Origin of the sequence: Streptomyces oryzae (assembly GCF_017676365.1) — a bacterium.
GTDB lineage: Bacteria > Actinomycetota > Actinomycetes > Streptomycetales > Streptomycetaceae > Streptomyces > Streptomyces oryzae.
Genome location: NZ_JADKMA010000263.1, coordinates 1 through 8,470, shown reverse-complemented (window position 1 = coordinate 8,470; position 8,470 = coordinate 1). Strand labels below are relative to the sequence as shown.

Genomic DNA, 8,470 nt, shown 5'->3' with positions numbered 1-8,470 from the left:
GTGGCGGTCGGGAGGGGCGGGGAGCGTCGCACGGGTTGGAGAATGGAGGGATGAAGACTGTGACCCTCATCGGGAAGCCCGGCTGTCATCTGTGTGACGTGGCGCGGGACGTCGTGGTCCGGGTGTGCGACGAAGTGGGCGCCGCCTGGGAGGAGAAGGACATCAATCAGGACCGGGAGCTCTACCGGCTGTACTGGGAGCAGATCCCGGTCGTGCTCGTCGACGGGAAGCAGCACGATTTCTGGCGCGTCGACCCCGAACGCCTCCGGAGCGCGCTCACCGCGTGACGCAGCGCTGTCGCTCGCGGACACCCGCTTGCTCGAACGGTGCTCAATGAGTGCTTGGGGCGGGCTTGTCCAGGCGGAATGTGGTCAGGGTTCGAGCGGGTTTCGATTAGTATCAAGGGCGTTTTGCCGTCCGGGGGCGTATACGTGAGGAGTGTGGCCGGGTGTCCCCGTTGGTGGCTGTGGCGCCGGTCACGTTGGCCGGACAAACCGGACACAATCTTTGTGCACGCGTTCACAAAGGCATAGCCTGGGCGCGACGGAGCGGTCCGGGAGAGTGCCTGACATACGACCGCTCACCGCTTCGCGCAACCGGCAGGAGCACCGTGGCAACTGGCCGAAATCACCGTCCGGCGACGAGTCGGAGCCGAGGAATCCCCGAGGCGACCGTCGCCCGCCTTCCGCTGTATCTGCGGGCCCTCACCGCGCTGTCCGAGCGTTCGGTGCCCACGGTCTCCTCGGAGGAGCTGGCCTCTGCGGCGGGCGTCAATTCGGCCAAGCTCCGCAAGGATTTCTCCTACCTCGGGTCGTACGGAACGCGCGGGGTCGGCTACGACGTGGAGTACCTCGTCTACCAGATCTCCCGCGAGCTGGGCCTCACCCAGGACTGGCCGGTTGTGATCGTCGGTATCGGTAACCTCGGCGCCGCGCTCGCCAACTACGGCGGCTTCGCCTCGCGCGGCTTCCGGGTGGCGGCGCTCATCGACGCCGACCCGAGCCTGGCCGGAAAGCCCGTCGCGGGCATCCCCGTCCAGCACACCGACGAGCTGGAAAAGATCATCTCGGACAACGGGGTGTCCATCGGCGTGATCGCCACCCCGGCGGGTGCGGCGCAGCAGGTGTGCGACCGGCTCGTCGCCGCCGGGATCACCTCCATCCTCAACTTCGCGCCGACCGTGCTGTCCGTCCCCGAAGGGGTCGACGTACGCAAGGTCGACCTCTCCATAGAGCTCCAGATCCTCGCCTTCCACGAGCAGCGGAAGGCCGGGGAGGAGCCGACAGGTGCGGCGTCCGAGGCGGACACGGCGCCGCCTGCGGCGCCGCCCGCCGTGGCCGTCGCCAAGCGGCCCCCCGAGTCCGGAAGTGACGGGGATCTGCCCGCCGTGATGCCGGCATGAGCCTGCTCGTCGTCGGTCTGAGCCACCGCAGCGCGCCGGTCAGCGTGCTGGAACGTGCCGCGCTGGCACCGCAGGCGCGGGGGAAGCTGCTGCAGGACACCGTGGGCGCGGAGCCCGCGGCGGAGGCGGCTGTGCTCTCCACCTGCAACCGGATCGAACTGTACGCGGACGTCGACAAGTTCCACGCGGGTGTCGCCGAACTGTCGACGCTGCTGGCCCAGCACAGCGGGGTCGAGCTGGACGAGCTCACTCCGTATCTGTACGTGCACTACGAGGACCGGGCCGTGCACCACCTGTTCTCGGTGGCGTGCGGGCTCGACTCGATGGTCGTGGGCGAGGGGCAGATCCTCGGCCAGATCAAGGACGCGCTGGCCGTCGCGCAGGAGCAGCACACCGCGGGGCGGCTGCTGAACGATCTGTTCCAGCAGGCGCTGCGGGTCGGCAAGCGGGCTCATTCGGAGACCGGCATCGACAAGGCCGGGCAGTCGCTGGTGACCTTCGGGCTCGAGCAGCTGGCCGCAGGGCGCGATGTCGAGGAGTGGGTACGCGGGCGCCGGGCGCTGGTGATCGGTGCCGGGTCCATGTCCTCGCTGGCCGCGGTGACGCTGGCGCGCGCCGGTGTGGGCGAACTGGTGATCGTCAACCGTACGTTGGCGAGGGCGCAGCGGCTCGCGGAGGGCTTGAACGCACGGGCGATGCCGATGGCTTCGGTCGCGGAGGAGCTGGCCGCCGCGGATGTCGTCGTGTCCTGCACCGGGGCTGCCGGACTCGTGCTGAGCGCTGCGGACATCGAGGGCGCCTTGCGGGGGCGTGGTGCGGGTGCGCCGACGGATGCACCGGGCCTGGCGATTCTCGACCTCGCCATGCCCCGGGACGTCGAGGCCGCTGTGCATCGCCTCGACGGAGTGCGGCTCGTGGATATCGAGTCGTTGGCCGATGCCGAGGCGGATGCGCCGATGGCGCAGGACGTCGAGGCCGTGCGGGGCATCGTGGCGGAGGAGGTCGCCGCGTTCGGGGCTGCGCAGCGGGCGGCGACGATCACGCCGACCGTCGTGGCGCTGCGCACCATGGCCGCCGATGTCGTCGCCGGCGAGATGGCGCGTCTCGAGGGGCGGCTGCACGGGATGGACGACAAACAGCGCGCGGAGATCACGCAGACCGTGCGCCGTGTCGTGGACAAGCTGCTGCACGCACCGACCGTGCGCGTCAAGCAGCTCGCGGGCGAGCCCGGCGGTGCCGGGTACGCGGACGCGCTGCGTGAACTCTTCGACCTCGACCCGCAGGCGGTCGCCGCTGTCAGCAATCCGGAACAGGAGCGGCAATGAACACCGACGCCACAGCCAACCCCCCACTGAGGCTGGGCACCCGCCGCAGCAAGCTCGCGATGGCGCAGTCCGGGCTGGTCGCCGAGGAAGTGCGCAGGGTGACGGGGCGGCCCGTAGAGCTGGTGGAGATCACCACGTACGGGGACATCAGCAAGGAGCAGCTCGCGCAGATCGGCGGCACCGGGGTGTTCGTCAACGCGCTGCGGGACGCGCTCTCGCGCGGGGAGATCGACTTCGCCGTGCACTCGCTGAAGGATCTGCCGACCACCCAGCCCGCCGAGTACGCGCTGGCCGCCGTGCCGGCCAGGGCCGACGCGCGGGATGTGCTGGTGGGCCGGGACGGGCTCCGGTTCGAGGAGCTGGCCAGGGCCGCGGCGCCCGGCAAGGCGCGGATCGGTACGGGCTCTCCTCGCCGGATGGCGCAATTGCACGCCTGGGCGCGTACGCTCGGGGTCGAGATCGAGACCGTCCCGATCCGGGGGAATATCGACACGCGGATCGGGTACGTGCGCTCCGGTGAGCTCGACGGCGTCGTGCTCGCCGCCGCCGGTCTCGAGCGCATCGGTCGCCTCGACGAGGAGGCGGCCGAGCTGATCGAGCCCGACCAGGTTCTTCCCGCCCCCGGACAGGGGGCACTGGCCGTCGAGTGCGTGGCGTCCGACACGCACCTGGCCGAACAGCTCGCGGAGCTGGACGACCCGTGCACACGGGCGGCCGTCACCGCTGAGCGAACCCTGCTCGCCGCCTTGGAGGCCGGCTGTAGCGCACCCGTGGGGGCGCTGGCCGACCTGCTTGTCGAGGGGCAGGTTGTCACCGAAATGCGCCTGCGTGGCGTCGTCGGCACCACCGACGGCCGCACGCTGGTGCAGTTGTCCACCACCGGTCCCGCACCGGCGTCCGACGGCGGTTCCGCCGACCTTGCGCCCTTCGCGCGCATGGGCCGGGAACTCGCCGACGAGATGCTCGCCAAGGGTGCGGCCGGTCTGATGGGGGAGCGAGCACTTTGAGCCCCACCGCCGCCGACAGGTCGCGCGCCGACAAGCCGAGCACAGCGCGCGCCGACAAGTCGAGCACCGCACAGAAGACGGCAGTCGCGAACAGACAGCACCTGCACGGTGCACACGGACACGTCACCTTCCTGGGTGCCGGGCCCGGAGACCCGGGACTGCTGACGTTGCGCGCCGTCGAGGCGCTGGGGCAGGCCGACGTACTGGTCGCCGACCCACGCGTGCACGACGTCGTACGTGCCCATACCAGGCCAGGTGTGGACACACCGCTGCAAGCCATCACTGATGGCGCGTCAACTGCCTCCGCAGCGGCCGACGATGCAGCCCTCGACCCCGGCGAGTCTGCCATAGCCGCCGCGCGCGCCGGCAAGCGGGTCGTACGTGCGGTCGCGGGCGATCCGGGGCTGGACTCGGACGCGGCCCGCGAGATGCTGGCGCTGGCCGCCGAGGGCATTCCGTTCGAGGTCGTGCCGGGTGTGGCCGCGGCCGTGGGTGTGCCCGCGTACGCCGGGGTGCCGCTGCGTGACGCGCAGGGCACCGACGTGCGGTTCGTGGACGCGAGTACGGCGGACGACCGGTGCTGGACCGAGCTGGGCGTGAGCGACGCGACCGTCGTCGTCTCCACAACCCTGGACCAGGTCACCTCGGCGGCCGGGGAGCTGGTGGCGGCCGGCCGCAAGCCGGACACCCCGCTGACCGTCACGCTCGCCGGGACGACCACCCGGCAGCGCACCTTCACCGCGACGCTCGGCAGCATCACCCAGGCGCTCAAGCAGGCCAAGGTGCTGCCCTCGCCGGACGGCGGGCAGCCCGTCATAGCCGTGGTCGGCGAGCGCAGTGCCGCGGCCCAGCGCGAGCAGCTGGCCTGGTTCGAGTCCAAGCCGCTGTTCGGCTGGCAGGTCCTGGTGCCCCGCACCAAGGAACAGGCGGCCTCCCTCTCCGACCAGCTCCGCTCCTACGGCGCCGTGCCGGCGGAGGTGCCGACCATCGCCGTGGAGCCGCCGCGTACCCCGCAGCAGATGGAGCGCGCGGTCAAGGGCCTGGTGACGGGCCGCTACGAGTGGATCGCGTTCACCTCCGTCAACGCCGTCAAGGCGGTCCGCGAGAAGTTCGAGGAGTACGGGCTCGACGCCCGCGCCTTCGCCGGGATCAAGGTCGCGGCGGTGGGGGAGCAGACCGCGAACGCGCTCGTCGAGTTCGGGGTCAAGCCCGACCTGGTGCCCAGCGGCGAGCAGTCGGCCGCGGGGCTGCTGGAGGACTGGCCGCCCTACGACCCCGTCTTCGACCCGATCGACCGGGTGTTCCTGCCGCGCGCCGACATCGCCACCGAGACGCTGGTGGCCGGCCTGATCGAGCTGGGCTGGGAGGTGGACGACGTGACCGCCTACCGCACGGTGCGCGCCTCGCCGCCGCCCGCCGAGACGCGGGAGGCCATCAAGGGCGGTGGATTCGACGCCGTATTGTTCACCTCGTCGTCCACGGTGCGGAATCTGGTCGGTATCGCCGGCAAGCCGCACAACGTCACGGTCATCGCCTGTATCGGCCCGGCCACCGCGAAGACCGCGGAGGAGCATGGGCTGCGGGTGGACGTCATGTCGCCCGAGCCGTCGGTCCACAAGCTGGCCGAGGCGCTCGCCGACTTCGGTGCCCAGCGGCGCGCCGCGGCCGTGGAGGCAGGTGAACAGGTGAAGCGGCCGAGCGAGAAGCGCCCGGCCAGGAGGAGGGCACGCACATCATGAGCATCAGCAGCCCCAAGCCGGAGAGCGGCAGCCCGAGCACCTACGGGAGCTTCCCGGCTGCCCGCCCACGGCGGCTGCGCACCACGGCCGCCATGCGCCGCCTGGTGGCCGAGCACCACACGCAACCGGCCGATCTGATCCTGCCCGCGTTCGTACGGGAGGGCATCAGCGAGCCGGTGCCGGTGGGCTCGATGCCCGGCGTCGTGCAGCACACGCGGGACACCCTGCGCAAGGCCGCCGTGGAGGCGGTCGAGGCGGGCGTCGGCGGGCTGATGCTGTACGGCGTGCCGGAGGAGGCGAAGAAGGACGCCCAGGGCAGCGCGGGCACCGACCCGGACGGCATCCTCCAGGTGGCGCTGCGGGATGTACGGGCCGAGGTCGGCGACGAGCTGGTGCTGATGTCCGACCTGTGCCTGGACGAGTACACCGACCACGGCCACTGCGGGGTGCTGACCGCCGACGGCCGCGTCGACAACGACGCGACGCTGGAGCGGTACGCGGAGATGGCCCGCGTCCAGGCCGACGCCGGCGCCCATGTGCTGGGCCCCAGCGGCATGATGGACGGCCAGATCGGGTACGTCCGCGCGGCGCTTGAGGAGGCCGGGCACACGGACATCGCGATGTTCGCGTACACCGCCAAGTACTCCTCCGCGTTCTACGGGCCGTTCCGGGAGGCCGTCGGCTCCTCGCTCCAGGGCGACCGCAAGACCTACCAGCAGGACCCGGCCAACGCGCGCGAGGCGCTGCGCGAGCTGTCGCTGGATCTCGCCGAGGGCGCTGACATGGTGATGGTCAAGCCCGGGCTGCCGTATCTGGACATCCTGCGGGACTTCGCCGAGCGCGCTGAGGTGCCGGTCGGCGTGTACCAGATCTCCGGGGAGTACGCGATGGTCGAGGCCGCGGCAGAGAAGGGGTGGGTCGACCGTGAGGCGGCCATCCTGGAGACGCTGACGAGCTTCACCCGCGCCGGCGCGAACATGATCCTCACCTACTGGGCGACGGAGGCCGCACGGCTGCTGCGCGCGCGGCGCTGAACCGGCCGGAGAAACACCAGCACGCATCGGGCGTCATCCGCACCGCGGGTGGCGTCCTTTCGCTTTGCTGCGCTGGTTAACCACTGTTGCCGTTGTGGCGGAGCGGAAGGATCACTTACGCTCTTGCCGCTTTGTTCGAACCGGCGCGGCAAGTCCGTGCCGGAGCCATGCAGTTGACGCCACGTCATCGCACTGTGCTGGGCGGCTGACCCCGCGCGAGCTTCGACGGTGCACCTCTTCCGTCTCGCGAGTCCCCTTTGTCGCAGCGCCATCGCAGAGAAAGAGGAGCACACCATGACGACTCTCGACCGCCCCGACTTCCATGTGGTCCGCACCGCGGGACTGGGACACATCGACCCGATCGAGCTGTTCCCCGGGGTGACCGCACAGGTTGTCGACTGGACCAGCCCGGCCGACGGTTCCGACCCGCTGCCCCGCGAGGCGTATGTACGGTTCGCGCCCGGCTCCGGCTACACCGAGCCCGACCACCACGGCGACAGCAGCGAGATCGTGGTCGTCCTCGAGGGCGAACTCCAGGACGAGGCGGGCAGCTACCCGGCGGGCAGCCGGGTCCGCGGGGCGCAGGGCTCCACCCACACCCCGCGCAGCGAGCAGGGCTGCCTGCTGTACGTGTACTTCCCGCAGCGCTGAGACGGGAGGGGGCCGGGCGAGGCGTGGGAACTCCCCGGAAATGTGTGGCACTTGTGATGACGCCGATTCCGGCCCCCTCCGCCGCGCCATCAGGGCTAGACTCGCCACGCCATGCGGAGAACGTATGTTCTCCGCCGCGCGGAAGCTCTTCGCTCTCCTCCCGTCGAACCGCTTGAGGAATCGATGCCCGTGTCTGACAGATCCCCGACGCATACGCTGCGGGAGGCGCCCGCCGCGGGCGTCGCCGGGGACGCGGCGCTGCGCCGCCGTATGGTGCGGCTGGCCTATGCGCCCGCGCTGGCCGTGGCGCTCGCGGCCGCCGGTGCGGTGACGTACCTGTGGATCACCTGGGAGCCGGACGAAGCCACCACCGTGCACACCGGCTTCGGCGACGCTGCCTCGCTCTGGGTGCTCGGCGCCGCGCTGGTGGTGGCCGCGGCCGCGGTGGTGCTGGGCGTCCGGGGTGCGGCGGCCCAGGCGCGTACGACGCTCGAGCGGTACGCGGAGCTGTGGCGCGTGGCCGAGCACAGCCGTGCGCAGCGCACCACGGAGGAGCAGGCCGGTGGCGCGCCGGGGCTGCAGGACGCCGACCGGGTCGCCGTCTTCGTCAATCTCGCCCGCCGCCTCCAGTCGCTGCTGCACCGCGAGATCAGGGTGCTGGACGAGTTGGAGAACCAGGTCGAGGACCCGGACATCCTCAAGGGCGTCTTCCAGGTCGACCATCTGACCACCCGCATCCGCCGCTACGCGGAGAACCTGGCGGTACTGGGCGGTGCCGTCTCCCGGCGCCAGTGGACGAAGCCCGTGCCGCTCACCGAGATCCTGCGGTCCGCGGCTGCCGAGGTGGAGCACTATCAGCGGGTCAAGCTGGTCCCGCCGATCGAGGGCACCGTTCGCGGGCAGGCGGTGGCCGACGTCATCCACCTGCTGTCCGAACTGGTGGAGAACGCCACCGTCTACTCCGCGCCGCAGACCCAGGTGCTGCTGCGCACCAGCCGGGTCACCGCGGGGCTCGCCATCGAGGTCGAGGACCGGGGCCTGGGCATGACGGACGACGAACAGCGGCGGATGAACGCCCTGTTGGCCGACCCGGAGGGCGTCGACGTCGCGGCGCTGCTGACGGACGGCCGGATCGGGCTGTACGTGGTGGGCACGCTGGCCCGGCGGCACGGCGTCGCCGTACAGCTGCGCAGCAACATCTACGGCGGCATCCAGGCCGTCCTCGTACTGCCCCACGCCATGCTGGGCGGCCAGGAGCGGGCGGACGACATCCGTCCGCCCGCACCGCCCGCCGCACCCCCGGCTCCGGCCG

General features: G+C 71.3%; 8 protein-coding genes. All 8 read left to right on the top strand.

The window, feature by feature from the left end; genetic code table 11:
* Positions 1-50: 50 nt before the first annotated feature.
* Entirely contained in the window at positions 51-287 is a 237-nt protein-coding gene (locus tag ITI46_RS31735; protein WP_209243392.1) for a glutaredoxin family protein, read from the top strand.
* A gap of 323 nt (positions 288-610) precedes the next feature.
* A complete protein-coding gene (locus ITI46_RS31730) occupies positions 611-1,402 on the top strand; it encodes a redox-sensing transcriptional repressor Rex (RefSeq protein WP_209243391.1) in 792 nt (263 codons plus the stop codon).
* Entirely contained in the window at positions 1,399-2,727 is a 1,329-nt protein-coding gene (locus ITI46_RS31725) for a glutamyl-tRNA reductase (protein WP_209243390.1), read from the top strand. The genes ITI46_RS31730 and ITI46_RS31725 overlap by 4 nt, the downstream gene beginning before the upstream one ends.
* The gene (gene hemC, locus ITI46_RS31720) at positions 2,724-3,734 is read left to right on the top strand and encodes a hydroxymethylbilane synthase (protein WP_209243389.1); all 1,011 of its coding nucleotides are present in this window, start codon (positions 2,724-2,726) and stop codon (positions 3,732-3,734) included. Before ITI46_RS31725 ends, hemC begins: the two co-directional genes overlap by 4 nt.
* A 101-nt stretch (positions 3,735-3,835) precedes the next feature.
* The gene (locus ITI46_RS31715) at positions 3,836-5,473 is read left to right on the top strand and encodes a bifunctional uroporphyrinogen-III C-methyltransferase/uroporphyrinogen-III synthase (RefSeq protein WP_209243393.1); all 1,638 of its coding nucleotides are present in this window, start codon (positions 3,836-3,838) and stop codon (positions 5,471-5,473) included.
* Positions 5,470-6,507 carry a porphobilinogen synthase gene (gene hemB / locus ITI46_RS31710; protein WP_209243388.1) on the top strand — a complete coding sequence of 346 codons (1,038 nt, stop codon included), beginning with the start codon at positions 5,470-5,472 and terminating at the stop codon, positions 6,505-6,507. The genes ITI46_RS31715 and hemB overlap by 4 nt, the downstream gene beginning before the upstream one ends.
* A gap of 294 nt (positions 6,508-6,801) precedes the next feature.
* Positions 6,802-7,158 carry a cupin domain-containing protein gene (locus tag ITI46_RS31705; RefSeq protein ID WP_209243387.1) on the top strand — a complete coding sequence of 119 codons (357 nt, stop codon included), beginning with the start codon at positions 6,802-6,804 and terminating at the stop codon, positions 7,156-7,158.
* Positions 7,159-7,341: 183 nt separating this feature from the next.
* On the top strand, positions 7,342-8,470 hold a 1,129-nt coding region (locus tag ITI46_RS31700), incomplete at its 3' end, for a sensor histidine kinase (protein ID WP_209243386.1).